This window comes from Haemophilus parainfluenzae (assembly GCF_900450995.1).
Taxonomy (GTDB): Bacteria; Pseudomonadota; Gammaproteobacteria; order Enterobacterales; family Pasteurellaceae; genus Haemophilus_D; species Haemophilus_D parainfluenzae_O.
The window spans coordinates 498,211-524,973 of sequence record NZ_UGHY01000002.1; the positions used below are offsets into that span (position 1 = coordinate 498,211).

Annotated in this window: 29 protein-coding genes, 3 tRNA genes, 2 pseudogenes and 1 other annotated feature; of the genes and pseudogenes, 7 read left to right on the forward strand and 27 right to left on the reverse strand. The window is 38.9% G+C overall.

The features are described 5' to 3' along the window. Positions 1 to 90: 90 nt before the first annotated feature. On the reverse strand, positions 91 to 1,200 hold the full coding sequence (locus DX522_RS02405) for a methionine biosynthesis PLP-dependent protein (protein ID WP_049375220.1): 1,110 nt from the start codon (positions 1,198 to 1,200) through the stop codon (positions 91 to 93). 254 nt (positions 1,201 to 1,454) lie between these two features. Here DX522_RS02405 and DX522_RS02410 point away from each other — a divergent pair. The 3 genes from DX522_RS02410 (at position 1,455) to DX522_RS02420 (ending at position 1,726) form a co-directional block, all read left to right on the forward strand. Then, positions 1,455 to 1,530, forward strand: a tRNA-Gly gene (locus tag DX522_RS02410). 7 nt (positions 1,531 to 1,537) lie between these two features. Next, positions 1,538 to 1,611 (forward strand) — tRNA-Cys (locus DX522_RS02415). Between the two features lie 28 nt (positions 1,612 to 1,639). Further along, a tRNA-Leu gene (locus DX522_RS02420) sits at positions 1,640 to 1,726 on the forward strand. Positions 1,727 to 1,884: 158 nt separating this feature from the next. Here the strand turns inward: DX522_RS02420 and DX522_RS02425 are convergent. The 4 genes and pseudogenes from DX522_RS02425 to DX522_RS02440 all read right to left on the reverse strand — a co-directional run. Further along, positions 1,885 to 2,598, reverse strand: a pseudogene (locus tag DX522_RS02425) (cytochrome-c peroxidase); the annotation flags it as partial. A gap of 311 nt (positions 2,599 to 2,909) precedes the next feature. After that, complete coding sequence (gene hflC, locus DX522_RS02430; RefSeq protein WP_115179697.1) at positions 2,910 to 3,797, reverse strand: protease modulator HflC; 888 nt, start codon at positions 3,795 to 3,797, stop codon at positions 2,910 to 2,912. Then, positions 3,797 to 5,038, reverse strand: coding sequence for an FtsH protease activity modulator HflK (gene hflK, locus DX522_RS02435; protein WP_262054148.1), 1,242 nt, complete (start codon positions 5,036 to 5,038; stop codon positions 3,797 to 3,799). The genes hflC and hflK overlap by 1 nt, the downstream gene beginning before the upstream one ends. Positions 5,039 to 5,166: 128 nt before the next feature. Further along, entirely contained in the window at positions 5,167 to 5,877 is a 711-nt protein-coding gene (locus DX522_RS02440; protein WP_115179699.1) for a 4'-phosphopantetheinyl transferase family protein, read from the reverse strand. Positions 5,878 to 6,049: 172 nt separating this feature from the next. On the opposite strand from DX522_RS02440, the gene DX522_RS02445 reads away from it, so the two are divergent. The 3 genes and pseudogenes from DX522_RS02445 to DX522_RS02455 all read left to right on the forward strand — a co-directional run bounded on the left by DX522_RS02445 (position 6,050) and on the right by DX522_RS02455 (position 8,826). Further along, entirely contained in the window at positions 6,050 to 7,543 is a 1,494-nt protein-coding gene (locus tag DX522_RS02445; protein WP_115179700.1) for a PTS transporter subunit EIIC, read from the forward strand. 123 nt (positions 7,544 to 7,666) lie between these two features. Then, the gene (locus tag DX522_RS02450) at positions 7,667 to 8,020 is read left to right on the forward strand and encodes a helix-turn-helix domain-containing protein (RefSeq protein ID WP_115179701.1); all 354 of its coding nucleotides are present in this window, start codon (positions 7,667 to 7,669) and stop codon (positions 8,018 to 8,020) included. Beyond that, positions 8,008 to 8,826 (forward strand): annotated as a pseudogene (locus tag DX522_RS02455) (IS3 family transposase). The gene DX522_RS02450 and the pseudogene DX522_RS02455 overlap by 13 nt, the downstream one beginning before the upstream one ends. 46 nt (positions 8,827 to 8,872) lie before the next feature. On the opposite strand, the gene thrC reads toward DX522_RS02455, so the two are convergent. The 3 genes from thrC to thrA form a co-directional block, all read right to left on the reverse strand. Then, positions 8,873 to 10,147, reverse strand: coding sequence for a threonine synthase (thrC, locus tag DX522_RS02465; protein WP_115179704.1), 1,275 nt, complete (start codon positions 10,145 to 10,147; stop codon positions 8,873 to 8,875). A gap of 80 nt (positions 10,148 to 10,227) precedes the next feature. Continuing rightward, positions 10,228 to 11,172, reverse strand: a complete 945-nt coding sequence (gene thrB / locus DX522_RS02470) for a homoserine kinase (RefSeq protein ID WP_005697139.1) — start codon at positions 11,170 to 11,172, stop codon at positions 10,228 to 10,230. A 12-nt stretch (positions 11,173 to 11,184) separates the two neighbouring features. After that, complete coding sequence (thrA, locus tag DX522_RS02475; RefSeq protein ID WP_115179705.1) at positions 11,185 to 13,632, reverse strand: bifunctional aspartate kinase/homoserine dehydrogenase I; 2,448 nt, start codon at positions 13,630 to 13,632, stop codon at positions 11,185 to 11,187. Positions 13,633 to 13,664: 32 nt separating this feature from the next. Continuing rightward, positions 13,665 to 13,778: a sequence feature (Thr leader region), on the reverse strand. A gap of 164 nt (positions 13,779 to 13,942) precedes the next feature. Here thrA and DX522_RS02480 point away from each other — a divergent pair. Continuing rightward, positions 13,943 to 14,647 (forward strand): YggS family pyridoxal phosphate-dependent enzyme, encoded by a 705-nt coding sequence (locus tag DX522_RS02480; protein ID WP_115179706.1) that lies wholly within the window; start codon positions 13,943 to 13,945, stop codon positions 14,645 to 14,647. Between the two features lie 55 nt (positions 14,648 to 14,702). On the opposite strand, the gene DX522_RS02485 is transcribed toward DX522_RS02480, so the two are convergent. From DX522_RS02485 to DX522_RS02575, 19 genes are all read right to left on the reverse strand, one after another. Next, on the reverse strand, positions 14,703 to 15,524 hold the full coding sequence (locus DX522_RS02485) for an IS3 family transposase (protein WP_115179707.1): 822 nt from the start codon (positions 15,522 to 15,524) through the stop codon (positions 14,703 to 14,705). After that, positions 15,509 to 15,736 (reverse strand): hypothetical protein, encoded by a 228-nt coding sequence (locus DX522_RS02490; protein WP_262054149.1) that lies wholly within the window; start codon positions 15,734 to 15,736, stop codon positions 15,509 to 15,511. Before DX522_RS02490 ends, DX522_RS02485 begins: the two co-directional genes overlap by 16 nt. 210 nt (positions 15,737 to 15,946) lie before the next feature. Further along, positions 15,947 to 17,227: a UDP-N-acetylglucosamine 1-carboxyvinyltransferase gene (murA, locus tag DX522_RS02495; RefSeq protein WP_115179709.1), complete on the reverse strand. Its 1,281-nt coding sequence runs from the start codon at positions 17,225 to 17,227 to the stop codon at positions 15,947 to 15,949. Between the two features lie 8 nt (positions 17,228 to 17,235). Next, complete coding sequence (locus tag DX522_RS02500; RefSeq protein WP_115179710.1) at positions 17,236 to 17,493, reverse strand: BolA family protein; 258 nt, start codon at positions 17,491 to 17,493, stop codon at positions 17,236 to 17,238. Positions 17,494 to 17,506: 13 nt separating this feature from the next. After that, positions 17,507 to 17,842, reverse strand: a complete 336-nt coding sequence (locus DX522_RS02505; RefSeq protein ID WP_115179711.1) for a lipid asymmetry maintenance protein MlaB — start codon at positions 17,840 to 17,842, stop codon at positions 17,507 to 17,509. A 4-nt stretch (positions 17,843 to 17,846) separates the two neighbouring features. Further along, positions 17,847 to 18,494, reverse strand: coding sequence for a phospholipid-binding protein MlaC (gene mlaC, locus DX522_RS02510; RefSeq protein ID WP_115179712.1), 648 nt, complete (start codon positions 18,492 to 18,494; stop codon positions 17,847 to 17,849). Positions 18,495 to 18,515: 21 nt separating this feature from the next. Then, positions 18,516 to 19,022, reverse strand: coding sequence for an outer membrane lipid asymmetry maintenance protein MlaD (gene mlaD / locus DX522_RS02515; protein ID WP_049373950.1), 507 nt, complete (start codon positions 19,020 to 19,022; stop codon positions 18,516 to 18,518). A gap of 12 nt (positions 19,023 to 19,034) precedes the next feature. Beyond that, a complete protein-coding gene (gene mlaE / locus DX522_RS02520; protein ID WP_115179713.1) occupies positions 19,035 to 19,820 on the reverse strand; it encodes a lipid asymmetry maintenance ABC transporter permease subunit MlaE in 786 nt (261 codons plus the stop codon). Then, positions 19,817 to 20,611, reverse strand: a complete 795-nt coding sequence (mlaF, locus tag DX522_RS02525; protein WP_115179714.1) for a phospholipid ABC transporter ATP-binding protein MlaF — start codon at positions 20,609 to 20,611, stop codon at positions 19,817 to 19,819. Before mlaF ends, mlaE begins: the two co-directional genes overlap by 4 nt. A 72-nt stretch (positions 20,612 to 20,683) precedes the next feature. Next, entirely contained in the window at positions 20,684 to 22,216 is a 1,533-nt protein-coding gene (gene lnt, locus DX522_RS02530; RefSeq protein WP_115180877.1) for an apolipoprotein N-acyltransferase, read from the reverse strand. A gap of 74 nt (positions 22,217 to 22,290) precedes the next feature. Continuing rightward, complete coding sequence (corC, locus tag DX522_RS02535) at positions 22,291 to 23,187, reverse strand: CNNM family magnesium/cobalt transport protein CorC (protein WP_014064936.1); 897 nt, start codon at positions 23,185 to 23,187, stop codon at positions 22,291 to 22,293. A 178-nt stretch (positions 23,188 to 23,365) separates the two neighbouring features. Continuing rightward, entirely contained in the window at positions 23,366 to 23,749 is a 384-nt protein-coding gene (locus DX522_RS02540; protein ID WP_262054150.1) for a hypothetical protein, read from the reverse strand. Between the two features lie 43 nt (positions 23,750 to 23,792). After that, positions 23,793 to 24,206, reverse strand: coding sequence for a DNA/RNA non-specific endonuclease (locus tag DX522_RS02545; protein ID WP_115179715.1), 414 nt, complete (start codon positions 24,204 to 24,206; stop codon positions 23,793 to 23,795). A gap of 146 nt (positions 24,207 to 24,352) precedes the next feature. After that, a complete protein-coding gene (locus tag DX522_RS02550) occupies positions 24,353 to 24,718 on the reverse strand; it encodes a hypothetical protein (protein WP_262054151.1) in 366 nt (121 codons plus the stop codon). A 223-nt stretch (positions 24,719 to 24,941) separates the two neighbouring features. Then, positions 24,942 to 25,313: a hypothetical protein gene (locus DX522_RS02555; protein WP_115179716.1), complete on the reverse strand. Its 372-nt coding sequence runs from the start codon at positions 25,311 to 25,313 to the stop codon at positions 24,942 to 24,944. A gap of 46 nt (positions 25,314 to 25,359) precedes the next feature. Then, positions 25,360 to 25,533, reverse strand: coding sequence for an HNH endonuclease (locus DX522_RS02560; RefSeq protein ID WP_115179717.1), 174 nt, complete (start codon positions 25,531 to 25,533; stop codon positions 25,360 to 25,362). Between the two features lie 99 nt (positions 25,534 to 25,632). After that, the gene (locus DX522_RS02565; RefSeq protein ID WP_115179718.1) at positions 25,633 to 25,983 is read right to left on the reverse strand and encodes an EndoU domain-containing protein; all 351 of its coding nucleotides are present in this window, start codon (positions 25,981 to 25,983) and stop codon (positions 25,633 to 25,635) included. A 14-nt stretch (positions 25,984 to 25,997) separates the two neighbouring features. After that, positions 25,998 to 26,357, reverse strand: a complete 360-nt coding sequence (locus DX522_RS02570; protein ID WP_129110916.1) for a hypothetical protein — start codon at positions 26,355 to 26,357, stop codon at positions 25,998 to 26,000. A 120-nt stretch (positions 26,358 to 26,477) separates the two neighbouring features. Then, complete coding sequence (locus DX522_RS02575; RefSeq protein ID WP_115179720.1) at positions 26,478 to 26,717, reverse strand: hypothetical protein; 240 nt, start codon at positions 26,715 to 26,717, stop codon at positions 26,478 to 26,480. Positions 26,718 to 26,763 lie beyond the last annotated feature (46 nt).

Sequence of the window (26,763 nt, forward strand, 5' to 3'; positions counted from 1 at the left end):
GATTAATTAACACCTAACATTAATTGATGCCGTGCATAATAGCACAAGGTATATAGAATTGCACAGATTAGTTCGATTGATAAAAACTAACTATTTAAGCTGTGCAAATGCCTGTAATAAATCGGCCTTGATGTCTTCCACATCTTCTAAACCAACAGAAAAACGCAACAACGTGTTTGTAATACCACGGGCGACACGTTCTGCTTCAGGAATATCCATATGAGTTTGGGTCGCAGGATAGGTAATAAAACTTTCTGTACCGCCTAAGCTTTCCGCAAAGGTAATCAACTTGATTGATTTTAAGAACGTATTCACCCAATTTTCATCTTTCAAACGGAAAGAAAGCATACCGCCTTTGTTTGGATATAACACGCTATCAATTTGTGGCTGTTCGCGTAAAAATTCCGCAATCGCCTTCGCATTATCTTGATGGCGTTTCATACGCAATGAAAGGGTTTTCATACCACGCACGGTTAACCAAGAATCAAATGGCGAAAGTACGGCACCTGCACCATTTTGAATATAAGCGATACGATCACAAAGTTCTTGCCCTTTTGCAATAATCAAGCCCACCAAGCTATCATTATGGCCCGCAATATATTTTGTGCCACTGTGGATTACAATATCCGCGCCTAAATCTAATGGACGAGATAGTACAGGGGTTAAGAAGGTATTATCCACAATCATTAATAAATTGTGTTTTTTCGCTAATTTTGCAATTTCTGCCACATCACACTCTTCCATTAATGGATTTGATGGAGTTTCAATAAAAATTGCTTTTGTATTTGCTGTAATAGCCGCTTCAATTTCAGCTAAAGAAGCGGTATTCACATAAACGGGTTTTACGCTGTTGTTATTTTTATAGGCAAAATCCAATAAACGATAGGTTCCACCATATACATCACTTGATAAAATCCATTCATCTGGGCCTTTGAATAGATTCATTAACACTTGAATTGCCGCCATGCCGGAGGAAAAGGCAAAACCACGATCACCATTTTCTAATTTGGCTACGGTATCTTCTAAAACAGTACGCGTTGGATTTTTTGTACGCGTATAATCAAATCCCGTGCTTTCACCAATCCCGTGATGACCATAAGCCGTTGAAAGATAAATTGGCGTAGAGACTGCACCAGTACGTTCATCACTGCGATTTCCCGCTTGGGCTAATAATGTATCGATAGAATATTGTTGTGTCATAATTTACCTCTAAATATGCAAAAATTTGACCGCACTTTTCTTGATTTAATGGCGAACAAAACGTTCCAATTTTGTCATAAAGCCACTCACGATAAAAGTAGAAATTGAAAACTCTGTAAAAATTATATTCTTGTGTCAAATTTTGCTGTAATTTCAACCGAAACGAAGATTTTTTCAACATTTGAATTTTTTTTTCAGATCTTCGATTGACAGAATTTCAAATTCCCGTAAAATGCACCGCACTAACAGCGTATGCGGGAATAGCTCAGTTGGTAGAGCACGACCTTGCCAAGGTCGGGGTCGCGAGTTCGAGCCTCGTTTCCCGCTCCAAACTAACGGCGTGTTAGCAAAGCGGTTATGCACTGGATTGCAAATCCATGTAGCTCGGTTCGACTCCGGGACACGCCTCCATAACCACGCAGTTAGTTAATCACTCGATGCCCGAGTGGTGGAATCGGTAGACACAAGGGATTTAAAATCCCTCGCCTTTCGAGGCGTGCCAGTTCAAGTCTGGCTTCGGGCACCATTTTAAATATAAAAGAAGATTGTCGCGTAAGCGGCTTTTTTTATGCCTAAAATTTAGATTTTCTGTTTTTTGACTAAGTCATTTATGACTCAGTATCTAACTAAAACCTACAAAAAAACAACCGCACTTGAGGTCGTTTCCATTTATAGTTCAAAGGATTATTTCAATTTTTCACCTTTAAATTCACCTGTTAAACTTTCTAAGAAAGAGGTGATGTCCTCCACATCTTTTTGAGCAGGCTGTTGCACGTTACTTTGGTATTTCAACATTGCACTCACAGCATCTTTTAGCTCTTTTGCTGACGCATCATGGAAATATGGTGCGGTAAGCGCGATGTTACGTAAAGTTGGCACTTTGAAGCGATGCATATCAAATGGATCTTTCGTTTGAGCAAAGCTACCTTCATCGGCATCAGTTAATGGCGTACCACGATCTTTAAAGTAATCGCCGTAGAGTCCCATGTATTCATAAGATTGTCCACCCATTGCTACGCCAGTATGACAAGTATCGCATTTATGTTGTTTGAATAACTCATAACCGCAAACTTGTTGCTCGGTCAAGGCTGTTTTATCCCCTTTCAAATAACGGTCGAAATCACTATTTGGCGTAATTAATGTTTTTTCATATTCACCAATCGCATGAGTTAAGGTTTCTTTCGTCACTTGTGGATATTCTTTTAAGAATTCTTTTTTGAATTCTTCATCCATTTCAAAACGTGCCACGATGTCATCCCAAGAGTGCGACCCCATTTCTACTGGATTTGTTGGAGGACCTTTCTCTTGATCCGCTAAATCTGCCGCATGGCCATCCCAGAATTGCACAAAGTTAAATGCGGCATTGAACACAGTTGGTGCGTTAATTAGGCCTTTTTTCTCTTTATCAAATTGATGTAGATACCCTACAACCCCAAATAACCCAATACTGCAATGGCGGCTCCGCCAATAATCAGTTTTTTCATCTAATAATCCTCCAAATAAACATAAAAAATAAACGTAAAACTTAAATTGAGACGATTATGACAAAAAAATAACTTATTTTTTATGTGTATTTAATTAACTTTGGCTATGGACTAGATTGATTGCATTAAAGGCCTTTTTACGCTATAGGTGAGAACTCTCCTAAAAACTAACCAATAAAAAATGCGGTTATTTCTAACCGCACTTTACTTTTCATTATCTTTTGTTTATTTCTTTGGCGCCTGCATAAAGCGGAAAAAATCGCTATCAGATTTCAAGATCATCATATTATCTGAACCTTCGAAGCTACTTTCATAGGCTTTTAAGCTACGAATAAAGCTATAAAATTGTGGTTCTTGAGCAAAAGCTTGAGAATATAATTTTGCTGCAGCCGCATCACCATTACCACGTAATTCTTGTGCGGCTTTATTCGCATTTGCTAAGATTAAGATCACTTTACGATCTACATCCGCTTGAATGAATGCTGCTTTTTCCTTACCTTGAGAACGATGTTCACGCGCAACCGCATCACGTTCTGCACGCATACGTTGGTAAATCGAAGAAGAAACTTCATCCGGTAAATTGATTTGTTTTACGCGAACATCGACGACTTCAATCCCTAATTCAGAGGTACTATCCTGCCCTGAATTTAACGCTTTTTTCGCCCCCGCCATTAATTCACCACGTGTACCTGAAACGATATCTTTAATCGTGCGGGTACCAATTTCTGAACGCAGGCGGTCATTCACTTTACGGCTTAATAAGCTTGAAGCTTGGTTATAATCGCCACCACCCGTTGCAGTATAGAAACGACCGAAATCGCTGATTTTCCATTTCACATAGGAATCTACCAACAAGTCTTTTTTCTCGACTGTCACAAAGCGAGTAGCTGAACCATCTAAAGTACGAATACGCGCATCAAGCACTTTAATACTATCAATTAAAGGCAATTTGAAATGCAAGCCTGGTTCATATACAACCACTTTGTTATCTGCATCACGTTGTACTTTGTTAAAACGCAACATGATGCCACGAGTGCCCTCAGTTACAACCACGACGCTGGAATATAACACCGCTGCAATCACCACAATAATCGGAAGTAAAAATTTACGCATTAGTTAAATCTCCCTTGGCGAATGCCTTCATTTGATTGAACTGGTTGAGCCACTTGTGTTTCTACTCGACGTTCCTGTGTTGAAACAGGTGCAGAACTGACCGCACTTTCAGAAGTAGTAGTCATTGGCTTGGTCACTTTTTTACCCATTAATTGCTCCAATGGCAATACAGTTAAATTATTACCATTATTGCTGTCTAGCATCACTTTCGGTGTGTTTGCCATGACTTTTTCCATGGTTTGAATATAAAGACGCTCTTTTAACAAATCAGGCGCCGCTTTAAATTCAGGTAGAAGACGTTGTAAACGTTCCACTTCCCCTTGCGCATCAAGTACAACACGATCTTTATAAGCTGTAGCTTCTTCTATAATACGCTGTGCCTCACCGCGAGCAATTGGCTCTTTCTCACGAGCATAAGCTTCTGCTTCACGAATGTAACGTTGTTCGTCTTCCTGTGCTTTAATCGCATCATCGAAAGCATCTTTCACTTCTTCTGGTGGGCGTGCGGATTGGAAGTTCACGTCAATCACTTCAAGTCCCATATCATAAGGTTTGATAATATCGTTCAATGCTTTCCACGTATCTTCACGCACCACGGCACGACCAGTTGTCAACACATCATTCATGGTCATATGACCAATCACATAACGAAGTGCACTGTCAGTCGCTTGTCCGAGACTATTATCCGCATTGCTCACGCTAAACAAGTATTTTTCAGGATTTTGCACGCGATATTGCACGGTCATTTCTACTTTAACCATGTTTTCATCTTTAGTTAACATCGCACCTTGCGTTTTAAGCTCACGAACTTGTTCCACATTTACTGGAATCACTTTATCAATAAAAGTTGGTTTCCAGTTTAATCCTGGTTGAACAATAGAATGAAACTCACCAAAACGTAACGTCACACCACGTTCTGCTTCTTTAATGGTGTAAAAACCGCTTACACCCCAAATAATTCCCCCGATCACCGCGGCGATCGGTAAAATTTTACCTAAATTGAATGAAGGTATATTCGGCGAAGTATTATTTGAACCGCCTTTTTTATTACCCCCACCTAATTTTTTCAACAGATTATTGAATACTTCTTCAATATCTGGTGGTGATTGCTCCTGATTTTTATTGTCTCGCGATCCCCAGCCATTTTCATTTTGCTTATCTGATGAATTATCTGACTGTTTTGGACCGCTGCTCTGTCCCGGTTTACCCCAAGGATCTTGATCTGGACCGTTTTGCGACATTACGTTCTCCATTTGTCTAAAAATTTTAATGAGTTTATCGAAATAAATGGGGTTAGTCTATGAAAATACAAGTGGCGAATCAAGTTTTATAAAATAAAAAATCCTTGAATATTTTCAAGGATTTTCTTTTATTCATTTACTTGGTAAATCAAGGATTTTTTTATATTTTTTTCGAGTAAATTTTTTCCATTCCAGTGATAAAAGTGCGGTTGAATTTTTGACTGATTTATAAATGCCGCAAAGTAAAAAGGCAATTCATCCGTAAAGAGCAACGCTCCTTTTGGACAATAATCTGAAAAGATCTGCAGTTGTTCAGGCAAATGCATCACACTTGATAACTTCACTATTCCTACACCTTGTGATTTCAACACGGCTTCACGCAAACACCAACAACGATAAAAGGCCAGGTCTGCATCAGGCTGTTTAGCAAACCAATCTTGTTCTGCTTGTAGCGCAAAATGAGCCATGAGCGCAAAAAAATTCCGTTTTTTTGGAAATTCAATATCAATACCGACCGCACTTTTTTCTGATTCATTAATATGCAGCAATACAGCAACCCAATCACCAGAGTGACTAATATTAAAATCAATATTCTCGACGGGAAATTGTGGTCTGTCACTTTGTGTACGATAAATTCGCCCTAAAAGGGCGGTTGATTTTTCCGCTGTTTTTAGCAACTGCCAAAGTAAAAAATGCGCCAATCGACGGCATTGATGTCGTTGCGTTATCCGAGAATTCCCCTTCGGTTCTATACACAAATTTTCAGGGACAAGATCCGTAGGGATTTCATCAAAAGGGAAAGGTTGTTGAATATTGGCGTAGGCAATAAAAGTTGTCATAAAAATAATGAATAAACATATCAGTTTGATTGCATTATAAAAGGAAATCCGCCGCACGCCAACACAACCTAAAACTCATCAAAGCAAGGTGTTAGATTAAAACTGTGAGCGGTTTCACAGATTTTTCTCTTCAAATACGTTACATTTCAAAAAAATAATCACAGGAGGTTCTATGTTTAAACAACTTCAACAAGTCGGTAAGGCATTCATGTTGCCAATTGCTATTTTGCCTGCTGCGGGTCTTTTACTCGGGATCGGTGGGGCGCTTTCCAATAAAGCAACGGTGCAAGCCTATCCAATTTTAAATAATGAGGCACTGCAAGGTCTATTTCAGATTATGTCTGCAGCTGGTAGCGTGGTGTTCGCTAATTTAGCCTTATTATTGTGTATCGGTTTAGGTATCGGCTTAGCTAAACGTGACAAAGGCGTTGCTGCTCTTGCTGCGGTTGTCGGTTATCTCATTATGACGGGTACCATTGCCGCATTAATTCCGATTTTCTCTCCTGATGTAAAAAGCATTGATACAGGTGTGATTGGTGCATTGGTAATGGGCTTGATTACCGTTAAATTACACAATCGCTATCACAATATCCAATTACCACAAGTATTAGGTTTCTTTGGTGGTTCTCGCTTTGTGCCAATCGTTACCGCTTTTTCAGCCATTTTTGTTGGATTAGTTTTCTTCCTCATTTGGCCAACTTTCCAACAATGGCTCGTATCCGCAGGTAAAAGTATCGCCTCCATGGGAACCTTTGGAACATTCTTATACGGTTTCTTAATGCGATTATCGGGTGCGGTTGGCTTACATCACATGATTTATCCGCTGTTTTGGTATTCTGAATTAGGTGGTGTGGAAATGGTTAATGGTGAGATGATTGTTGGTGCACAAAAAATCTTTTTTGCTCAATTAGCGGATCCAAATCACCACGGTTTATTTACGGAAGGAACCCGTTTCTTTGCCGGCCGTTTTGATACCATGATGTTTGGCTTACCGGCCGCCTGTTTAGCCATGTATCACTGTGTACCGAAAAAACGTCGTGCACAAATTGGCGGCTTATTCCTTGGGGCAGCCCTCACCTCTTTCATTACAGGCATTACTGAACCGATCGAATTCATGTTCTTGTTTGTTGCTCCATGGCTTTATGCGTTCCACGCATTCTTAGATGGGGTGTCTTTCTTTATTGCCGATTATTTAAATATCTCTATCGGGAATACTTTCTCTGGTGGTTTTATTGATTTCTTGCTCTTCGGTATTTTACAAGGTGATGAAAACACCCATTGGTTACGTGTCATTTTCGTCGGTATTCCTTGGGCGCTACTCTATTATTTCTCTTTCGTTTTCTTGATTCGCATCTTTAATGTGATGACACCAGGACGTGGTGAAGAAACCGAAGAAAATGTAGAACAAGAAACAAGTTCACTTACTGAAAATGCACATAAAATTATTGTAGCATTAGGTAGTGCTGAAAATATTGAAAACGTGGATGCGTGTATTACTCGCTTACGTGTTTCTGTTAAGGACGTGAAAGCCGTTGATAAAGCCACATTGAAAAAATTAGGCGCGATTGATGTGCTTGAAGTGGGCGGTGGCGTACAAGCCATTTTCGGTGCCAAAGCCGTACTCTACAAGAGTGAAGTGAATCAAATCTTAGGAAAAGAAGATTAATTCCTAAAAATAAAGGGCGTTTATCCCGCCCTTTTGAGTAACAAAACAAAAGTGCAGATCAAATTTGATCTGCACCCCAAAAGTTGGACTCAACAAACCAACAATTGAGGTGCAGATTTTTTTATGGGTAAACACTATACAATCGAATTTAAATTACAGGTTCTTCAACCTATTTTGAATGGGAAAATGAGTATTAGAGAAGCTGCTCGTTTTTACAATATTCCTTCCAACGCCCTAGTCGGGACATGGTTGAAACGGTTTGAAAAAAGTGGCATAAAAGGACTTATTCCCCGTAAACCATCAGGACGACCGCCGATGAAACCCAAATATGCAAAAATGCCACCGCCACCCAAAACTGAAGAAGACCGTTTACGCCTGAGAATTTTACAGCTTGAAGCGGAGGTGGCCTACCTAAAGGAGTTGAGAAGGCTCAGACTTCAGGACGAAGCCGAGCAACGGAAATTATCCAAAGGTTAAGAACACGCTATCCGTTAAAATGGCTTTTAGGCTTTGCACAGTTAGCGCGTAGTACGTTTTTTGCGAAACGTCAGATTAAACCGGATAAGGATGAGTTGTTGAAAAAGACCATTCAACGCATCAAAGCCAATCATCCTGATTATGGCTATCGACGTGTTCATGCCTACTTGCCAGGCATGAATCATAAAAAAGTCCAACGTTTAATGCAGACACTTGGGCTTCAAGTGCGGTCAAGAAAAAGCAAGAAATTTACGACCTATCGTGGCACGATAGGGGTGATTGCCCCAAATCATATTGAACGTAATTTTAGCGCAACAGCCCCGAAACAAAAATGGGTGACCGATATCACCGAGTTTAAGGCGAAAGATGGGAGTAAAGTCTATTTATCCCCAATTTTAGACTTATTTAACAATGAGATAGTCTCCTATAATCTCAGCTATTCCCCAAACTGGGCGCAAGTAGAGGACATGTTAATGCAAGCTGTCAAAGGATTAAATAAAGCTTGTGGTGTCATTTTGCATTCAGACCAGGGATGGCAATATCAAATGGTAGCTTATCGTTGAATCTTGGCTGAATATGGCATTATTCAAAGTATGTCAAGAAAAGGGAATTGCTTGGACAATGCCGCGATGGAAAGTTTCTTTGGGCGATTAAAAACGGAATGTTTTTATGGTCGGGAATTTAAAACAAAAGAAGAGATAGTTGATGCTGTCAGAGATTATTTGGATTACTATAATCATCGACGGATTCAACTAAAATTAAAAGGACTGAGTCCGATACAATATCGAAAACAATCCTTTAAATAACAGTCTAACTTTTTGGGGTCAGATTAAATTCAACCGCACTTTTTTATTATTTCAACAAATATGCACGTAATTGTGCAAAATCGTCATCCATTTCATCAGAAAGTAATGGCAATTTATTATGTTTATCTAACGCTTCTGGCAATGGAAGATCGAGCGAAAGAATACGCTCTACTGACTCTTTAAATTTCGCAGGATGTGCCGTACATAAGAAAATACCAGTTTCATCCGCTTTAAGTTGATCTTTCAATACTTGATAGGCGATCGCTCCGTGTGGCTCACATAAATAACCTTTTGCATACATCTCTTTTAAAGTTTCTTCTGTTTCGCCATCGCTTAACATACCTGAACCTAAATCACTTAAATTCCAGCCATTGCGTTTGAATAGTTCTTCTACACGCGGCCAGTTGTTCGGACGACTGACATCCATCGCATTAGAAAGCGTGGCTACAGTCGCTTTAGGTGCCCAGTTACCTGATTCTAAATAACGCGGCACAGTATCATTCGCATTGGTTGAAGCAATAAAGCGTTTAATTGGCAATCCTAATGTTTTTGCAATTAAACCTGCGGTTAAGTTACCAAAGTTACCACTTGGTACGGAAACCACGACATTATCACGTTTTTCTTTTGGTAATTGCGCTACGGCTTCAAAGTAATAACAAACCTGTGCCAATAAACGGCTAATATTAATGGAGTTTGCTGAGTTTAAACCAATTGCTTGACGTAGTTCGGCATCATCAAACGCTTGTTTGACTAACGCTTGGCACGCATCAAAATCGCCATTAATCGCAACAGTGCGAATATTCCCACCTAAAGTACAGAACAGTTTTTCTTGTAATGGGCTGATTTTGCCTTTCGGATATAAAATCACCACATTGATATTTTCCAACCCGTAAAATGCGTGGGCAACGGCTGCGCCAGTATCACCAGATGTTGCTGTTAAAATGGTGATTTTACCATCACCACGCACTGCAGCGAGTGCCTGCGCCATAAAACGACCACCAAAGTCTTTAAATGCTAAAGTTGGACCATGAAATAATTCAAGGGCATAAATATTGTCTTCCACTTTTTCTAATGGTGCAGTAAAGGTGAATGCATTTTTCACCATAGCATTCAAAGTGGCTTTCGGTAATTCTTCACCAATTAATGCACCAAGAATTTTTTGACTACGCTCAACCAATGGTAAGGCTAATAATTCATCAATATTGGTTAAAGCGGGGATCGTTTCTGGAAAGAACAAACCTTGATCTTTGCCAAGTCCTTGACGTACTGCTTGCGCAAAATTTACTTGTTCTTCAGGGTGTTTGATGTTGTACAAATTCATTGTATATCCGTTAATTATAGAGTTTTAATAAAATGTTATTTCCCCCTCTTATAAAAGAGGGGATAAAAGTGATTCATTATTTAACCTAGCTCTCTCGCGCCATCATTATCGACTTTACAAACATGCACAAAGCCTTCATTGTTTTGTAAATAATGATTTTCTAAATAAGTCGCCAGTTTTGTTGCGGTTTGTAAATCAGGTGCGATGGAGAAAATCGTTGGGCCTGAGCCTGAAATACCCGTCGCTAACGCGCCTAAATCACGAGTGGCTTGTTTCACTTCCGCGAAATTTGGTAATAAAGCCTCACGATAAGGTTCTGCAATTACATCTTTCATCATCATTGCGGCAAGGTTTTCTTGATGCGTGTGACATGCATGCACAAAGCCACCTAAATGACGACCATGAGAAATCACATCTTGGCGCGTATAACTTTTCGGTAAAATTGCACGTGCTTCAGCAGTTGAAACCTCAATGCCTGGGTAAGCTAAGACCCAATACCAATTATCAAAAAATGGCAGTTTTTGGCAAATGTTACCGAGGGATTGTACCATAAATTGCACTCCACCTAAGTAACAAGGTGCCACATTATCATAATGGATAGAACCTGAAATACGACCTTCTAGCTCCCCCATCATTTCTAACAATTCCATTTTTGAGAATGGTTCATCATGGAATTTATTTAATGCCACTAATGCAGCCACGATAGAGCACGCACTTGAACCCAATCCCGAGCCAATCGGCATATTTTTCTCAAGAGTCAAACGCAATGGTTTGACTCTCACATTGCGTAATTTTAATTGCTCACTAAACAGCACATAGGCCTGATACACGATATTTTTTTGTGGCTCTTTTGGCAATTTACGCACAAAATAGCCCGCACTTTCGAGCTCAAAACCACTTGGAATAGACTCAATCTGTACGACATCACCTAATAATGAACCATCAATCGGTGAAATGGCTGCGCCTAATGTATCAAATCCTACACTAATATTTGCACTCGATGCCGGAGCATAAATTCTTAACATGTTATGTCCTTTTTAGTGGTGTAATGTTCTTAAAATATCCGCAAAAATGCCCGCAGCAGTTACTGCATTACCTGCACCGTAACCACGTAATAGCAACGGAATTGGTTGATAATAACGCGTATAGAACGCAAGGGCATTTTCACCGTCTTTCACCTTGTACAATGGATTATTTTGATCCACAGCGATGATTGATACTTTGCAGTGACCATCTTTAATTTGACCGACGTAACGCAATACTTTGCCTTCTGCTTTCGCAGCTTCAATGCGTGCTTTAAATTCCGCATCTAATTGTGGCAACATTGCCATAAATTCATCAGCAGACTTGCCTTCTGAGAACCCTTTCGGTAACACGCCTTCCACTTCCACATCGGAAAGCTCAAGTTCTAGACCCGCTTCACGCGCTAAAATCAGTAATTTACGCGCCACATCTTGACCCGATAAATCATCTCGAGGATCTGGTTCTGTAAAGCCTTTTTCACGTGCAAGTGCGGTCACTTCTGAAAGAGAAAGTCCTTCTTCTAATTTACCGAAGATGAAAGAAAGTGAGCCCGATAAAATACCTTCAAAATACTCAAGTTCATCTCCCGCTGCCAATAAATTCTGTAAATTTTCGATAACCGGTAAGCCTGCCCCTACGTTCGTTTCGTATAGGAATTTATGTTGGCTCGCTTGGGCATTGCGGCGTAATTCGTGGTAATAGGCTAATTCACGGGTATTCGCTTTTTTATTTGGGGTTACCACATGGAAGCCTTCTTTTAACGCGCGCGCATAAAGTCCTGCGACTGATTCCGCCGTTGTACAATCTACAAAGACAGGGTTCACTACGTGATGTAATTTAATGAAAGATAACAACACATCGAAATCAGAAGGCTGAGTCGCATTTTCAAGATCGGCTTTCCAATTATCTAAATTCAATCCGTTTTCATCCAAAAGCATTTTTGTTGAATTCGCTAAAGCACAAACACGGATCTCAATGTCCTTTTTTGCAAGATACTCCTTTTGATGCTTGATTTGTTCAATTAACTCACCACCAACGCCACCAACGCCGACTAGAAACATATCGACAACTTTCTTGTTATTAAAAAGAGCTTGGTGAGTTGCTTTCACGGCTTCAATTGCTTTATTTTGCGCTACAACTGCTGAAATTGAACGCTCTGAAGAACCTTGTGCAATTGCTACTAAGCTAATATTCGCTTGAGCCAATGCAGAAAAGAAACGAGCTGCGATACCCTTAGCTTGTTTCATGCCATCGCCTACAACAGAGATAATAGAAAGATCTTTTGCCACTTCAATTGGTTCTAACTCATGGGCTTTTAATTCTGTCGCAAATTCTTGTTCTAAAATCGCTTTTGCTGCATCCGCTGATTTTACTGGTACACAGAAACTAATACTGTATTCAGAAGACGATTGCGTGATTAAAATGACTGAAATACCGGCTTTTGACATAGCTGAGAAGACACGAGCGGCCATCCCGACCATACCTTGCATACCAGGGCCTGAAACATTGAACATCGCTACGTTATCAAGGTTAGTAATCCCTTTTACCTGTAACCCTTCAGATTTCACATGACCATCAATTATTGAACCAGGCGCAGATGAATTACCTGTGTTTTTAATCACACAAGGGATTTGTTTTGGTAATAATGGACCAATTGTACGCGGATGGATCACTTTCGCACCAAAATAAGAAAGCTCCATTGCTTCACGATAAGAAAGGCTTGGTAATAAACGTGCATCTGGTACTAAACGTGGGTCACAAGTATAAACGCCGTCTACATCAGTCCAGATTTCGCAAACAGACGCGTCTAAACAAGCGGCTAAACAAGCGGCTGAATAATCAGAACCATTACGGCCTAATAGCACTAATTCACCTTTATCATTACATGCGGTAAAACCAGCCATTAGAACCACTTTATCTTTGCTAATACTTTTCGCATCAACGCGTTTTGTAGATGCTTCAATATCAACTGAAGATTCTAAGTAACCGCCCTGCGCTAATAATTGCTTAACTGGATCAACAATGTGAACACTGTATCCACGTGCTTCAAACCACGCTTTCATCATGGCAATTGATAATTTTTCACCACGGCAGTCAATGGTTGCTTTCACTTTATCTTCTACTTTACCTGCTTGACGGATTTCTTCTAATAAACCTTTAATTTGGGCAAATTCTGCATCAATAAGGGCTTTCGTTCCAGCTAGATCAAATTTATTATTTTCAGCGTGTAAACCATTAATGATGTTATAGAAAATTTCAATGGCTTCGTTAAAGTGGGTATCAGTAGGTTGGTTTAATGTGGCTTTTTCAGAGAGGGCAACAAGATGGTTAGTAATTTTTGCAGGAGCGGATAAGACACCGGCTGCTTGCTCTTCCAAATGAGCCTTTTCAATTAATTGAGCCGCTTGTGAAAAACGCTCAGGGTTGGCTAATGAAGTGCCACCAAATTTTAATACGCGCATGATAATATCCTCAGATGTTGTGATTTTTAAATATTAAAAAACCCGCACTAGATTGATGCGGGTTTTCTTGATCCTGTTTATTACGCACTAACCCGCCCCATTAATTGTCGTAATGGTCATAATAATGGTGGTGATAGTGAAAGTGCGGTTATTTTTCATTGTATTTTTACCTTGAAAAAAACATGTGTTTAGAAATACCGAAAAAGCCCGAGCTTGTCAAATATAAAATCGAAAAAATGAAGATTTTTTTCTAAAAATTATTACTTTGGTATAGAATGAAACGAGTTTTACATTGGTTAGGAAGGAAATGATGACAATTCAACAAGCTCTCGAAACCATTCATCAACAAATCCAAACATCCACTCAACTTGCACATCGTCCTGAAAGTGCGGTCATTTTATTGGCAGTTTCTAAAACCAAACCCAATGAAGCGATTTTAGAAGCCTATCAAGCCGGACAAAAAGCATTTGGGGAGAACTACGTTCAAGAAGGCGTAGATAAAATTCAGTATTTCGAAGCACAAAACATCCAACTTGAATGGCATTTTATTGGGCCATTACAATCTAATAAAACCCGTCTTGTAGCAGAACATTTCGATTGGATGCAAACGTTAGAACGTGTCAAAATTGCCGATCGTTTAAATGAACAACGCCCTGCCAATAAAGCGCCCTTGAACGTTTTAATTCAAATTAATATCAGTGATGAAGCCAGTAAATCAGGTATTCAACCGAGTGAAATGATTGAGCTTGCAAAACACATTGAAAATCTACCGCACTTACGTTTGCGTGGATTAATGGCGATCCCTGCACCAACAGATAATATTGTTAAACAAGAAGCGGCTTTTAGTCAAATGGAACAATTATTTGAGCAGCTTAAAGTCGCCTTGCCTCATCAGCAAATTGATACGCTTTCAATGGGAATGACTGATGACATGCAAAGTGCCATAAAATGCGGTTCAACGATGGTACGCATTGGTACGGCAATTTTTGGGGCGAGAGATTATTCGAAAAAATAATGAATAGAGAATAAAAAAGCGGTCAAAATTGATCTGCCCCCAAAAAGTTAGACTGTTATTTAAAGAATTGTTTTCGATATTGTATCGGACTCAGTCCTTTTAATTTTAGTTGAATCCGTCGATGATTATAGTAATCCAAATAATCTCTGACAGCATCAACTATCTCTTCTTTTGTTTTAAATTCCCGACCATAAAAACATTCTGTTTTTAATCGTCCAAAGAAACTTTCCATTGCGGCGTTATCTAAGCAATTCCCTTTTCTCGACATACTTTGAATGATGCCATGTTCAGCCAAGATTTGACGATAAGCTACCATTTGATATTGCCATCCCTGGTCTGAATGCAAAATGACACCACAAGCTTTATTTAATCCTTTGACGGCTTGCATTAACATGTCCTCTACTTTCGCCCAGTTTAGGGAATAGCTGAGATTATAGTAGACTACCTCATTGTTAAATAAGTCTAAAATTAGAGATAAATAGACTTTACTCCCATCTTTCGCCTTAAACTCGGTGATATCAGTTACCCATTTTTGTTTCGGGGCCGTTGCACTAAAATCGCGTTCAAGATGATTCGGTGCAATCACCCCTATCGTGCCTCGATAGGTCGTAAATTTCTTGCTTTTTCTTGACCGCACTTGAAGCCCAAGTGTCTGCATTAAACGTTGGACTTTTTTATGATTCATGCCTAGCAAGTAGGCATGAACACGTCGATAGCCATAATCAGGATGATTGGCTTTGATGCGTTGAATGGTCTTTTTCAACAACTCATCCTTATCCGGTTTAATCTGACGTTTCGCAAAAAACGTACTACGCGCTAACTGTGCAAAGCCTAAAAGCCATTTTAACGGATAGCGTGTTCTTAACCTTTGGATAATTTCCGTTGCTCGGCTTCGTCCTGAAGTCTGAGCCTTCTCAACTCCTTTAGGTAGGCCACCTCCGCTTCAAGCTGTAAAATTCTCAGGCGTAAACGGTCTTCTTCAGTTTTGGGTGGCGGTGGCATTTTTGCATATTTGGGTTTCATCGGCGGTCGTCCTGATGGTTTACGGGGAATAAGTCCTTTTATGCCACTTTTTTCAAACCGTTTCAACCATGTCCCGACTAAGGTGTTAGAAGAAATATTGTACGCGCGGATTCTCTGATACTCATTTTTCGATTCAGAATAGGTTGAAGAACCTGTAATTTAAATTCGATTGTGTAGTGTTTACCCATAAAAAAATCTGCACCTCAATTGTTGGTTTGTTGAGTCCAACTTTTGGGGTGCAGATCAGATTGACCGCTCTTTTTTATCTGGATTGAATTAAACTTCTTCGCTCTTTTCAGAGAAACGTTCAATCTTCGCACCTAAGCAACGAAGTTTATCTTCAACGTGCTCATAACCACGATCGATGTGATAAATACGATCTACGATAGTTTCACCACTTGCGATACATCCTGCTAACACAAGACTGATTGATGCGCGTAAATCTGTCGCCATCACTTCTGCACCAGAAAGATGCTCAACACCGTGACAAACTGCCGTATTACCTTCAATTTCAGCTTTACCGCCCATACGAATTAATTCTGGAATGTGCATAAAGCGGTTTTCAAAGATGGTTTCAGTAATGATACTGGTGCCTTCTGCCACCATGTTTAACAAGGTGAATTGAGCTTGCATATCTGTTGGGAAGCCCGGATGTGGTGCAGTACGAATATTGACGGCTTTCGGACGATTGCCATGCATATCCAATGTAATGCTATCTTCTGTGACTTCAACTTCCGCGCCTGCTTCACGAAGTTTATCAATCACCGCATCCATGGTATCCGCTTTAGTATTTTTACATACCACGCGACCACCAGAAATGGCACCTGCAATTAAGAATGTACCAGTTTCAATACGATCTGGAACCACGCTATGTTCACAACCAGTTAAACGATCTACGCCTTCAATGACAATATGATCAGAGCCTGCACCTGTAATTTTCGCACCCATTTTGTTGAGGAAATCTGCAGTATCAACAATTTCTGGCTCGCGTGCTGCGTTTTCAATGATTGTTGTACCTTTTGCAAGTGTTGCAGCCATCATGATAGATAAAGTCGCGCCAACGCTCACTTTTTCCATTACAATACGCGTACCTACAAGACGATCAGCAACAACCGCTTTTACATAACCTTCATCCAGCTCAATCGTTGCACCGAGTTTTTCTAAGCCGCTAATGTGAAGATCAACCGGACGTGCACCGATGGAACAACCGCCTGGTAAAGAAACTTGACCTTGGTTAAAACGAGCAACCAACGGTGCTAATGCCCAAATAGAAGCACGCATGGTTTTTACTAATTCATACGGCGCAACGAAGTGATCAATTTTAGAACAATCTAATAATACCGCACCTTCAGCATCACGTTCTGCCACCACACCAAGTTTGCGTAAGATTTTTAAGGTTGTATCAATATCCTTTAGTTCTGGTACGTTTGTTAATTTAACCGGCTCAGTTGCCAAAATTGCAGCAAAAAGAATAGGAAGTGCAGCATTTTTTGCACCTGAGATGGTTACTGTACCACTTAAGCGAGATTGCCCGCCATAAACACGAAATTTTTCCATAGAAAATCCTAGCTTGCTTGATGTAATAGACGATCCATTTTCCACTTTGCAGTGGTATAGGTTTTAATAGTTAAAGCGTGAATTTCGCCAGTTTGAAAGTAAGGCATTAATGGCGCGTAGATGGTTTGTTGCTGTTTTAATTTAGAAAGTGCTGAGATTTCATCACTCACTACAATCACACCAAAGTGAGCATTTTCACCTTGAGCATAAACCTCATCTACCTTCAGACTTTCTTTTAAAATACGTTCAATTTCTTGCAGTTCCATTCGGATTTCCGTTTTAATTATGGTCGATAAAAGTGCTAATCCAATGAGACAAATTCACTAAATCAGCAAGGGTTAATAACTGTTCTGGAGGGCTTATCAACCGCACTTTTTTATTTGGTAACTGCTCACAATCGTGTAGAAAATCACACAATAATGCAAAACCAGCAGAATCAATTCGATTGATTTCAGTTAAATCAAATTCAATGAGACTTTGATTGTTTTGCTTTTCTGATAAAAAAGAAGCACGTTGCTGCCATAATGGTAACAACGTGTTGCGGGATAGCTCCCCCGATAATTGGAGAGCTATCTTATCATTATTTTGGATTAAATCCCACTTTAACGCAATCATTCGCTTATTTGCTCAATGTCACTGGTGCTGCAGCAGATTTTTGAATTTGAGCAGTTAATGCTTCAATACCTTGTTGACGTAAGATACCGCTCCATTCATTTTGTTTGGTGACAACCATGCTCACGCCTTCTGCAACCATGTCATAAGCTTGCCATTCGCCAGTTTTACTGTTTTTACGCCATTTGAAATCTAATTTGATTGGCGCTTGTCCACCATTTTGTACAATATTAACACGAATGCTCACTAGGTTTTTATCACCTACTTCTTTAGCCGGTTCAATTTGAATATTTTGATCAGTGTAAGCGGTTAACACTTGTGCATAAGCTTGCTCGATAAAATCGCTGAATGCTTTAAAGAATTTTTCACGTTGTTCTGGTGTAGTTGATTTAAAGTATGAACCCAACACTAAAGAACCGGCATAGTTTACTTGCACGTAAGGTAATAAATCGTTACGAACAATAGTACGTAAATAGTTTGGATCCTTTTTAATTGTTGCCTGATTGCTTTTGATATCGGCAAATAACTTATCTGATGCTTGTTGCATCAACACATAAGGGCTTGTTTCTGCACGTACAGTTTGAGTCACAAAAAGTGCAGTCACGGCAAATGCCATTACGCTAAACCATTTTTTAAACTGAGTAAATTTCATCATAAATCTCCTAAATAAAGATTATTATTTGGCTTCAGGTTCTGCTTTGTCAGCATTGCCGTCGGCTTTTTTATCACCGTAAAGGAACTGGCCGATTAAATCTTCCAATACCATTGCGGATTTTGTGTCTTGAATTTGGCTACCGTTTTTTAACATCGCGGTTTCACCATCATCAAAGCCCATACTTAAGGCGATATATTGCTCGCCTAATAATCCCGATGTTTTGATCGATAACGAACTGTTTTCCGGAATTTCTTTATATTCTTCATTAATCGCAATACTTACTTTTGGCAAGTAAGATTTTTCGTCTAACGTAATGTCAGACACGCGACCAATGACTACCCCACCAAGTTTAAGTGGTGCACGGACTTTTAGTCCACCAATATTGTCAAAAGTTGCAGTCACAGTGTAAGATTTTGTTTCACCAAAACCTTGTACATTTGCTACGCGTAAGCCTAGAAACACTAACGCAGCGATACCGAGTAGTAAAAATAAGCCTACCCAAAATTCATATTTAATTGTTTGTCGCATAAAAATACCCTATTAGCCTGCCCCAAACATAATGGCAGTTAAGATGAAATCGAGCCCAAGTACCACAAGTGATGCGTGGACAACCGTTCTGGTTGTGGCCTGACTGATACCTTCAGATGTTGGAATACAATCATAACCATTGAATAACGCAATCCATACCACCGCAATGGCGAAAAATACGCTTTTAATAAATCCGTTTAGAATGTCATAGCTCCAGCTGACAGTATTTTGCATCACTGACCAGAAGCTACCTGCATCCACACCTTTCCAATCCTCGCCAACAAGCGCACCGCCCCAAATGCCAATCGCGGTAAAGAGAAGCGCAAGAATTGGCATCGCAATCAAGCCCGCCCAAAAACGCGGAGCTATCACTCGACGTAATGGATCGACTGCCATCATTTCAAGGCTGGAAAGTTGTTCTGTGGCTTTCATTAAGCCAATTTCAGCCGTTAACGCTGAACCTGCTCTCCCCGCAAATAAAAGTGCGGTCACTACTGGACCTAATTCGCGTAATAAAGATAGTGCTACAAGTTGTCCAAGGCTGGTTTCTGCAGAAAAGTCAACTAAGACTACATAGCCTTGTAGGCCTAACACCATCCCAATAAATAAACCTGAAAGCAGGATAATTAATAAAGACTGTACACCTAATACGTGTAATTGTTTCACTAATAAAGGAAAATGTTGACGAATTTGTGGCTTACCGACTAACGCACCAAACAGCATAAAGCCGGATCGGCCTAATGCTCGGAAAAATTTGATCACGCTTTGTCCAAGTGAAGAAATCATATCAACAATCATTTAAATAATTCCTCCACATAATCACCTGCCGGATAATGGAATTTTACCGGACCATCCGCTTCACCTTTCAAGAACTGCACCACTTGCGGATCTTGGCTCGCGAGCAGTTGCTCTGATGTTCCTTCGGCGATCACATGTTTATCCGCAATAATATAGGCATAATCCGCAATACTTAATACTTCCTGCACATCATGGGAAACCACAATAGAGGTTAAATTCAGTGCTTCATTCAAGCGTTTAATTAAGCTCACGATCACGCCCATGCTGATTGGATCTTGCCCTGTAAACGGCTCATCAAACATAATTAAATCCGGATCAAGTGCAATTGCTCGAGCTAATGCTGCACGACGCGCCATCCCACCAGAAAGCTCAGAAGGCATAAAATCTGCCGCACCACGTAAGCCTACCGCTTCTAATTTCATCAACACAATTTGACGAATTAGACTTTCTGGCAAACGCGTATGCTCGCGAATCGGAAATGCCACGTTATCAAACGTGGAAATATCCGTAAATAACGCACCTGATTGGAATAACATTCCCATGCGTTTACGCACTTCATAAAGCTCTCGATTTGAAAGATGACAAATATCTTGTCCATCAAACAAAATCTCGCCTTGTTCAGGATATAACTGACCGCCAATTAATTTCAGTAGCGTGGTTTTTCCGATCCCTGATGGCCCCATGATGGCCGTAATTTTGCCCTGTTGGACTTTCAAATTCAGGTTATCGTAAATCACACGCTCACCTCGTTTAAAGGTCAGGTTTTTGACTTCGATTAGATTTTTATTCATTAAAATCTCATTGGTTTTATAAGAAGAAATTTATTTTTCTCTCACGTTAAAAAAGTGCGGTCGTTTTGACTGCTATTTTTGTGAAAGGTTCAAGCGACGTTTTAATAACGTCGTGAAACCACGTAATAACACAAAAATCAATGACAACACATAAATAGGTAAATTACCTAATGCTGCATAAGGCGTTTTGCCTTCTGTTGGCACCATTTTATGAGTCAGCGTTGTTTCCTCAAATTGAGGTGCTTGCGCTTCAATGTTGCCTTTTGCATCAATAAACACTGAAATCCCTGTATTCGTTGCACGAATTAATGGTTTACCTAATTCGAGCGCGCGCATTCTAGCCATTTGTAAATGCTGCCAAGGGCCAATGCTATCACCAAACCATGCATCATTAGAAATCGTCAGCAAATAATCTGTTTCTTTTTTCAGATTTTCACGAAGTTGCTCACCAAAAATAATTTCATAACAAATAGCTGGCGCAAAAGCATGTTGTTTTGCCATAAAAGATGGCTGTACTGCATCGCCACTTTGGAATGCAGACATTGGCAAATTAAATACAGAATTAAGTGGACGCAACAAACTTTCTAACGGCACATATTCACCAAATGGGACGAGATGATGTTTGCTGTAACGATTTTTTGTCGTTAATTCATAAGGGAAATCAGGATTCCCAGCCGTCACAATGGAATTTAATAATTTACCGCTTTGCTCATCACGATATACGGTACCAATCATTACTTCCGTGTTTTTCTCTTTTGCAACTCTATCTAAAGCTTCAAAAAATGGCGTAATGGCATTTTCAAGGGTTGGCAATGCTGACTCGGGTAAAATAATCAAATCAGACGTGCCTAAATGCGCAAAAATTTGTTTTTGATAGATATCTACCGTGGCATAAAGATATTCAGGATCCCATTTTAAATTTTGCTCAATATTACCTTGTGCAAGGGTGACAGTTAGCCCTTTCTCTTCTTTTGGTTGAACAAAATTCACCTTACCTGCATAAGCACTTAATCCACCCACAACCAATAATAGCAATGCATTCACACTGACTAAATTCCATTGTTTTTTCGATAGTGCAAAAATAAAATTAAAAATGACCGCACTTACCCAAACGGCAAAGAATGTCATCCCCGTGACACCAAAGATCGGCGCGATACCGTAAAACGGACTGTCTATTTGGGTATAACCAAATTGTAACCAAGGAAAACCAGTAAACACCCATCCACGCAAGAATTCAGTCAATGTCCAAATCGCAGCAAAAATGACCGCACTTTGCACCTGAAAACGCTGCACGAAATAAGTGAAAAGCATTGGATAAAGTGCAAGGTAGGCCGAAAGTAAGCCCACCAAGAGATAGCTCACACCAAGGGAAGCGCCACCAAATTGATGAATGCTGACATTCAACCAACTTACACCAAAACAGAAAAAGCCCATCGACCACAAAAAAGTGGCAAAAAGTGCGGTTGATTTTTTGGTATTTTTCGCTACAAAAAGTAATCCGCCTAAGGATACATAGGCTAATCCCCAATAATCAAACGGTGAAAAGGCAAATACGCCAATCACACCAGAAATCAGGGCTATAAGATAAACGACTAATTTATTCATTTTATCCATACTATAAAAAAATATTCCCCCTCTTTAGCAAAGAGGGGGCCAAGAATACGGTCAAACTGAATAACTTACTCAGCTTGTTCTTCCACGCCTTCCATATCCGATAAATGTTCATCCGGCACAGTTACGCGCACCTGAATTAAACGGCGACTATCGGCAGAGGTCACTTTAAATTGAATATTTTCTAAGGTGATTTCTTCACCACGTTTAGGCAGATAACCAAAGGCTTGCATGATTAAACCGCCAATGGTATCCACTTCTTCATCATCAAAATGCGTATTAAATTGGGCATTAAAATCATCAATATCCGTTAACGCACGCACGGCATAAGTGTGGCGAGAAAGCTGACGAATATCTGCGACATCTTCCTCATCAAATTCGTCTTCAATATCACCGACAATTTGTTCGAGAATATCTTCGATGGTCACCAAACCTGACACTGCACCAAACTCATCCACCACAATCGCCATATGGAAACGCTCAGAGCGAAAATCTTTTAACATACGATCAACACGTTTACTTTCCGGCACAATCACGACTGGACGTAATAACTTGGAAAGTTCGAACTCTTCCGCATCTTCACGTAAAAACTTAAGCAAATCTTTTGCGTGCAAAATACCTTCAATATTATCGCGGTCATCCGTATCTGCAATCACAGGAAAACGAGAGTGAGCGGATTCAATAATCGTATTCAAACAAGCATCAAGATCTTGATTCGATTCAATAAATACGATTTGCGAGCGAGGAATCATGATATCGCGTACACGAAGCTCAGCGATTTCCATTACTCCTTCAATCATTTCACGAGTGTTTTGATCAATTAAATCGTTTTGTTCTGAATCGCGAATCACTTCCACGAGTTCTTCACGGTTTTTCAGCTCACCTTGGAAAAAGCGGCCAATAAGTGATTGAAAAAAAGATTTTTTAGTTGTTTCAGTTTGATTACTCGAATGTTCTTCGTTCATAAAATTAAATGTGTTACTGTCGGATTGACTGCGTAAAAAGTAGCATATTTTGACCAAAATCGCAAAAAACTTAAGCTAAATGGCTGAAAATAAAGTGCGGTTAAAAACTTGGTAAGTTTTAACCGCACTTCAGAAAGTAATAACAATAAAATGCAGAAAAACATGCAAAATTGTTAAATCAGCTCTTTTGCATTCTTTCCTTTGACTTTACTCGCTCTTCCCATATTTCTTTAGAAATATTATGTTCATCTGCTTCTTCCCACGTCAGATCACTAATCCCTCTCATATATAGAGATCCCCAGCTATCCTCTTCTGGAATATACGCAAATTTAATATCAAATTTCATGTCAGAATATAGTGAAAAGGTGTACTGAGTCCATTCTTGAGAAGTACTTTTTTTCAACTCTTTCATCAACAATATTATTTCATATTCAATTTCATTAGGATCATTATAGTGGATTTGACCATCTTCTGATATCCATGCAGAACCACCAGAGTTGTGTTCCGGATAAATAGAGCCAATAAAATCAATTCTTACTGCCTCTATAGCATTATAGACCATAAAAGCTCTCCGATTTTCTGATATATTTCTTCTTTTTGCATAACTAATATCCTGTAGGTGTATTGTTAATATATATTCCTGGTGACTGTTTACCATTAATAGATGTCACAACAGCGAATGTTGTAGGTCTTATACTATCTTTTTGGTAAATTGGCACTATGCGAACATCCACCTTGTCTCCTTTTTTAATTGCATTTGCCCATTCAGTCTCTAATTTATACCATCTACCCTTCGAACCATTTAATGTTTTATCCTGAGCTGTTAAATTTATAGCTCCACCAAAACCATTAAACATCGAGGCTATCAAATGGCTGCCACAGTCGGTTTCTAGGCGACACTCTCCTCCAGCTATTCTTTGTTGGTAGTTGTTCCTTTCCGCTTTATCTAAAATAAGTTGCCCCTTCGCCTCAGTGACTCGTCCCGAATGATCTGTACGATATGAATGTCCATTACTCAATTCATATTCGGTATACCGAGCTCAGTATTTAAGTTAACTAACCTGTCCAACTTTTGGGGGGCAGATCAAAGTGCGGTCAATTTTTGAGAGGTTTTAAAACTCTTTGAAAATTGACCGCACTCTATTTAAATAATAAATTCAATGCTTTATAAGTTACATTTTCCCTTATCCCACTTAGAATCTTGATAGCCACATTCAGCGGGAGAAAGATATATATACTCCTTAGTATTCATACATTCATCAAGATTTTTGTATCTTTTGCCATTTATTTGATAGTTTTGCAGATAGTAGTGTAGATTTATATCACCATACTTTCCTCCACAAGAAACAAAATCTTTCCATCGTTGTTTTGAGTTTGTATGTCCTAGTAGCCCCTTTTTTTGATATCCTGCAATTAATGGATATTCTTTCCCCTTATCAACGCAATTAACCATTTGTGGAGTATAAAAACATCCGTTTGAATACCAACATCCGTTTAATATAAAACAAAGAAGAAATAAGGTGTATCTCATTTATTTACCTCCTATTTTCATTAAAAGTTCAAACATATCTGATGATATTACCTCCACGATGACCAGCGTTTCCTAACACCTGCCCCCAATATCCATTTTGTTTGATTCAGGTCTTCACTATTTTTATGAATAATTTCAGCTTGTTTATTTTTAATTAGATACAAGCACACGTTAGAAGACTCGCGCTATCTGAGAGCGAGCATCAGAAGAATTTAAACCTCATCTATAAAAGAAAAAAATATTTAAATTTCTTCAATAAATAATTATTTAATTTAAGGTAATGAATGGCTTTATCTATTTCAACTGGCGCATCTACAATATTTTTATTTCTAATATAAGCAATACCATAAATAGAGTATTCCTCTTCAAGAGAAAAATAATTCATCAATGAAAAACCTATCAATTCTGAGATCTTAAATAAGGGGCCATCGAAATCAGTAAGATCATAAATATACATAGGTATGTCATCTGTATTAGAGGTTTCAATTACCCTCAAAAGCCATAATTTAAACTCTTTTAAATCTATGGCTTGACAATACATACAACCTAATACAAAACTAAGATCTTGATCATTATCTTTATATATTTTCCACATATTATTTTCCTTTTTGGATATAATCTCCACCCACATGTCCTGTCTTCTAATGATCCCACTCTGGAACTAATTGCATTCGTCCAGTGTCTTGATGATGCCATGTATATCCAGGTATTTTAGCATCACCAGCTTGTATTGCTTTTATTTGTTCCCGATTAAATCTTTTCATAATTTCTGAATCGCCTAAGTTTTCACGCATTTCTTTAGTAGCTGCTTTCATTTGCTCTGTATAATAGATTTAATTGGTGATTTTCCTCTAAATGGCAAGTTGGAATAATTTGCCCTTTATGCTGAATATACGTAAAAATAAGCTTCATCTTCACTCCTGCTCAGCACTTGGAAAAGCCGTGACGACAGGATAGGTATAACCTTTTACACGCACGCCTGAATTTGAAATGCCAACCCACATACCTTCAGCTTTACGAATAGGATCTAAATCATCTACTTGATTCATATAAGCAGAATTAATTTCCACTTTGATACGATCTGCCGTCCACGTTTGAGGGAACATCAAGGTCTCCTCATTATTGTTAGTTTTAGCAATATATTGATTGGTTTCACTATCAAAAGCGGAAATCTGTGCAAGATATACGCCATTTGGATAAGTGTATAATATCCGATCAACACGTATATTGCCTAAGGCGGAATGTCCACCGATCATGACTGTCATAAAATGCCTCTAATCTAAACTGAAAAATAAACTTCATTACTTATATTGGGTTCAGATAGTAAGAAGTCATACCAATTAGATAAAATGATCTTAAATTGATCAAACTCAAGATAATCATCAGGATATTCTTCATCACCCCAATAAATAGTTACTTTATCTAACGAGATTAGCGCACCTAAGGTTTGCCCCCACATATCATATTCAAGAATTTCTTTTTTAGATATTTTATCAATCTCTTCAAGGCCATTTTTTATCCATTGTTGTAAATGGCTTATACCTAATCCCTCATCATCAATTAAAAAATGAGTTATATTTAGAGCTTCGTTTATATTTAGAATAGAACAATGTGGTTCTAAAGATCCATCTTTCCACATATCTATCCAACTAAACTTAACATTTATCATATGCTACTTGTCTCCCATAACTGGATAAACTGTAGTTTTAGGTTCTTTGTATTCTTTTCTACATAGGTGTGATATTTTCCAATATTCATTTCATGGATAATATTTTTTACCCAACAAATTAATATTTTCTAATATTTCATCATTTGTCATATAGAAACCGGGTTCTATTATACTAATCAGATCCAATGCAAAATCACGAAATTCCTCTCTCCAATCAATTGATGAATTCATCAATTCTAAGGCTCTATAAGAAATCTCCTGTTCTGATGCATTATTATTTACCATTAATCTAATTTCATTTATAAAGTCTTTTTCACTGTATCTGATCATTTTTATGTTCCAATTGACTAACATATCAATGAATGAGCATTAATAT

Excerpts from the sequence above, each read along its gene's own strand:
- hflC (WP_115179697.1), bottom strand. The coding sequence starts at position 3,797 with ATGCGTAAATTTTTACTTCCGATTATTGTGGTGATTGCAGCGGTGTTA.
- DX522_RS02445 (WP_115179700.1), top strand. The coding sequence starts at position 6,050 with ATGTTTAAACAACTTCAACAAGTCGGTAAGGCATTCATGTTGCCAATT.
- DX522_RS02570 (WP_129110916.1), bottom strand. The coding sequence starts at position 26,357 with ATGTGGAAAGATGGATCTTTAGAACCACATTGTTCTATTCTAAATATA.
- lnt (WP_115180877.1), bottom strand. The coding sequence starts at position 22,216 with ATGAATAAATTAGTCGTTTATCTTATAGCCCTGATTTCTGGTGTGATT.
- mlaD (WP_049373950.1), bottom strand. The coding sequence starts at position 19,022 with ATGCGACAAACAATTAAATATGAATTTTGGGTAGGCTTATTTTTACTA.
- mlaE (WP_115179713.1), bottom strand. The coding sequence starts at position 19,820 with ATGATTGTTGATATGATTTCTTCACTTGGACAAAGCGTGATCAAATTT.
- DX522_RS02555 (WP_115179716.1), bottom strand. The coding sequence starts at position 25,313 with ATGTGGAAAATATATAAAGATAATGATCAAGATCTTAGTTTTGTATTA.
- mlaF (WP_115179714.1), bottom strand. The coding sequence starts at position 20,611 with ATGAATAAAAATCTAATCGAAGTCAAAAACCTGACCTTTAAACGAGGT.
- hflK (WP_262054148.1), bottom strand. The coding sequence starts at position 5,038 with ATGTCGCAAAACGGTCCAGATCAAGATCCTTGGGGTAAACCGGGACAG.
- thrA (WP_115179705.1), bottom strand. The coding sequence starts at position 13,632 with ATGCGCGTATTAAAATTTGGTGGCACTTCATTAGCCAACCCTGAGCGT.
- corC (WP_014064936.1), bottom strand. The coding sequence starts at position 23,187 with ATGAACGAAGAACATTCGAGTAATCAAACTGAAACAACTAAAAAATCT.
- DX522_RS02505 (WP_115179711.1), bottom strand. The coding sequence starts at position 17,842 with ATGATTGCGTTAAAGTGGGATTTAATCCAAAATAATGATAAGATAGCT.
- thrC (WP_115179704.1), bottom strand. The coding sequence starts at position 10,147 with ATGAATTTGTACAACATCAAACACCCTGAAGAACAAGTAAATTTTGCG.
- DX522_RS02550 (WP_262054151.1), bottom strand. The coding sequence starts at position 24,718 with ATGAGATACACCTTATTTCTTCTTTGTTTTATATTAAACGGATGTTGG.
- DX522_RS02575 (WP_115179720.1), bottom strand. The coding sequence starts at position 26,717 with ATGATCAGATACAGTGAAAAAGACTTTATAAATGAAATTAGATTAATG.
- mlaC (WP_115179712.1), bottom strand. The coding sequence starts at position 18,494 with ATGATGAAATTTACTCAGTTTAAAAAATGGTTTAGCGTAATGGCATTT.
- DX522_RS02440 (WP_115179699.1), bottom strand. The coding sequence starts at position 5,877 with ATGACAACTTTTATTGCCTACGCCAATATTCAACAACCTTTCCCTTTT.
- DX522_RS02560 (WP_115179717.1), bottom strand. The coding sequence starts at position 25,533 with ATGAAAGCAGCTACTAAAGAAATGCGTGAAAACTTAGGCGATTCAGAA.
- murA (WP_115179709.1), bottom strand. The coding sequence starts at position 17,227 with ATGGAAAAATTTCGTGTTTATGGCGGGCAATCTCGCTTAAGTGGTACA.
- DX522_RS02450 (WP_115179701.1), top strand. The coding sequence starts at position 7,667 with ATGGGTAAACACTATACAATCGAATTTAAATTACAGGTTCTTCAACCT.
- DX522_RS02480 (WP_115179706.1), top strand. The coding sequence starts at position 13,943 with ATGACAATTCAACAAGCTCTCGAAACCATTCATCAACAAATCCAAACA.
- DX522_RS02565 (WP_115179718.1), bottom strand. The coding sequence starts at position 25,983 with ATGACAGTCATGATCGGTGGACATTCCGCCTTAGGCAATATACGTGTT.
- DX522_RS02500 (WP_115179710.1), bottom strand. The coding sequence starts at position 17,493 with ATGGAACTGCAAGAAATTGAACGTATTTTAAAAGAAAGTCTGAAGGTA.
- thrB (WP_005697139.1), bottom strand. The coding sequence starts at position 11,172 with ATGTTAAGAATTTATGCTCCGGCATCGAGTGCAAATATTAGTGTAGGA.
- DX522_RS02540 (WP_262054150.1), bottom strand. The coding sequence starts at position 23,749 with ATGGTCTATAATGCTATAGAGGCAGTAAGAATTGATTTTATTGGCTCT.
- DX522_RS02405 (WP_049375220.1), bottom strand. The coding sequence starts at position 1,200 with ATGACACAACAATATTCTATCGATACATTATTAGCCCAAGCGGGAAAT.